Annotated in this window: 2 protein-coding genes; both read right to left on the bottom strand. The window is 63.4% G+C overall.

The window, feature by feature from the left end; translation table 11 throughout:
* Nucleotides 1-146 precede the first annotated feature (146 nt).
* Nucleotides 147-893 (bottom strand): IS21-like element helper ATPase IstB, encoded by a 747-nt coding sequence (istB, locus tag BW994_RS18685; RefSeq protein WP_076454863.1) that lies wholly within the window; start codon nucleotides 891-893, stop codon nucleotides 147-149.
* A gap of 17 nt (nucleotides 894-910) precedes the next feature.
* Nucleotides 911-2,437: an IS21 family transposase gene (istA, locus tag BW994_RS18680; protein ID WP_083703319.1), complete on the bottom strand. Its 1,527-nt coding sequence runs from the start codon at nucleotides 2,435-2,437 to the stop codon at nucleotides 911-913.
* Nucleotides 2,438-2,665: the final 228 nt, after the last annotated feature.

Here is a 2,665-nt window from a genome sequence, read left to right as displayed (position 1 = left end):
TGCGGATTCCGGAGAATTCGCCCATTGATTCCGATTTTAATTCGCCCACCATTCCGACCTTTATTCGCCCAGGAATTCCGAGATTTATTCGCCCGGGTGGTGGTCTCTGTGGCTACTGATTTTGTTGCTCTCTCGTTCTCCTGGGGTCAAGCGTTTTTTGGGCTGGACTTTCTGGTCTTACGCAGGCTTTCGCCGCTGAGTTCGATCCGGTGGGCATTGTGGATCAGACGGTCGAGGATGGCGTCCGCATAGGTTGGGTCACCAATCACGTCGTGCCATTGCGCCGGCGGAATTTGACTGGTGATGATCGTCGAGCGGCGCCCGTAGCGTTCCTCGACGATCTCGAGCAGATCATGCCGTGCACCTGCATCGAGCGGTGCGAGGCCGAAGTCGTCGAGGATCAGCAGGTTGACGGCGCCAAGGGTACGGATCACCCGCCCATGGCGTCCCTCGGCGCGAGCAACCGCCAGTTCGGTGAAAAGCTTTGGCGCGCGCTGATAGAGCGCCGGGCGATCATCGCGGCAAGCTTTATGACCGAGAGCGCAAGCCAACCATGATTTGCCCACACCGGTCGGACCGCTCAGCACAAGATTATCGTGGGCGTCGATCCAGTCCCCCTGGATGAGCTTCTGGAACAGCGCCCGATCAAGGCCGCGGACGCTCCGGTAATCGACGTCCTCGATGGTGGCGTTGTGGCGTAGCCGAGCATAACGCAGCCTGGTGGTGAGACGCTTATCGCGCCGGGCGGTGATCTCGCGGTCCAGCAGCAGGCCAAGCCACTCGCCGTGGCTGAGGGCGGACGTCTCGGGATTGGTATCCAGTTCAGTAAACGCGCGGGCCATGCCCGCGAGGCCGAGCTGATGGATCTGGTCGAGGGTCGGATGGTTCAGCATGAGTTGTCTCCTTGTCTTCAGTGAAAATATCCGCCGCCCCGGATGTTGGGGTGACGGATCGGGGTGGGATCGGGATTGGCTGTGCCGGCGGCTCGTTCGAGCCGGTGATCGAGGATGGATTTGACCGAGCTGTAGGTCAGGGTGCCGATCGTAAGCGCGCGCTCGGCCGCGGCGTCGAGCCGATCCGCCCCAACCGTGCGGGCCAAGCGCAGGATGCCGATGCAGGCGCGGAACCCCTGCTCGGGATGTGGCCGGCGTTCGAGGATCAGTGTGCAGAATGTCGCGACCGAGGGGCCGAGCAGAGCCGCTTCCTGATTGATCCGCGCGATGGTCCAGTCGCCATGGCGCCTGTGGCTGGAGGGCATGTGCTCGGTGATCGTCGTGTGCTTGCCGTTGCCCGACCCACGCGCATGTACGGCGATCCGTTCGCCGCGCAGGAAGATCTCCACCGTACGCACGGTGAACCGGGCCTCGACCTCGGCGCGAGCGTGTCGGTACGGGACCGAGTAAAAATGCTTCTCGATCTCGACGTGGTAATCGATGCCGACCCGCCGGCGCCGCCATTGCGCCAGCACATAAGATTGAGCTGGCAAATCTTTCAGCGCCGGGCGATCGAGGGTCTCCAGCAGATGCCGGCGGGTTGCACCCAGCCGGCGGATGATCCGCTGCTCGTTCAGCCAGCGGCAGAATTCGCCGATGGCGGCGTTCAGCTCGGCAAGGCTGTGGAACACCCGGTTGCGCAGCTTGCCCAGCAGCCATCGCTCCGCCAGCAAAACCGCCACCTCGACCTTCGCCTTGTCGCGCGGCCGACGCGGGCGCGCCGGGAGAACGGCGGTGCCGTAATGGCGCGCCATGTCGGTGTAGGTCCGGTTCACCTCGGGATCGTAAAGGCAGGACCGGATGATCGCGACCTTGGCGTTGTCGGGCACCAGCAGCGCAGGCACTCCGCCGATCGCGGCGAACGTCCGGTTATGCGCCTCGATCCAGTCTGGCAGCGTCTGGGTCCAGGTAGCTTCGGCGTAGGTGAAGCTCGATGCGCCAAGAACCGCGACGAAGATCTGCGCCGCGCGCGTCTCACCGGTCAGCCGGTCGATCACCACCGGCACCGTGTCGCCGGCATAGTCGACGAACAGCTTCTCGCCCGAGGCGTGGGTCTGACGCATCGTCACCGGCAACCGGGCTTCCCAGGTTCTGTAAAGCTCGCAGAACCGGCTGTAGCGGTACCCGTCCGGATGCTCGGCGATATACTCGTCCCACAAGATCGACAGCGTTACATGCTTGCGCTGCAGTTCCCTGCGGATTTGGGTCCAATCCGGCTCATCCACCCGCCGATGACCTGGCCGCTTACCCGCCGCACCATCAAACAACCGACTTCCCAATGCCGCTTCGGGCAGCGCCAAAGCCGCCGGACCGTCAAGGCCCGCCGCCTGCAGCCGCTGCAGCGTCAGGCGCACCGTCGAAGCCGCAACCCCAACCCGGATGCCCACTTGCCGGGTCGACAGACCCGCCATTCTCAGCCGTACAATCTCGCGCACATCGCGCATCGCTATCCGCTCCACTGGCATTCATCTGCTCCCTTGATCAGCCAAAGGGAGTGAACCTGAACCAACCAGCAGAGACCTCAATCCGGCCCCTCCTCGAACCCGCCCACATGGGCGAATTAAAGTCGGAACGGGTGGGCGAATTAACGTCGGAATGGGTGGGCGAATAGATCCCGGAATGCCGGGCGAGTTACTCCCGGAATGGTGGGCGAATTGACCCCGGAATCAGCA

It is taken from the genome of Acidiphilium rubrum (assembly GCF_900156265.1).
Lineage (GTDB): Bacteria > Pseudomonadota > Alphaproteobacteria > Acetobacterales > Acetobacteraceae > Acidiphilium > Acidiphilium rubrum.
This window is presented reverse-complemented; position numbering and strand designations above follow the sequence as displayed.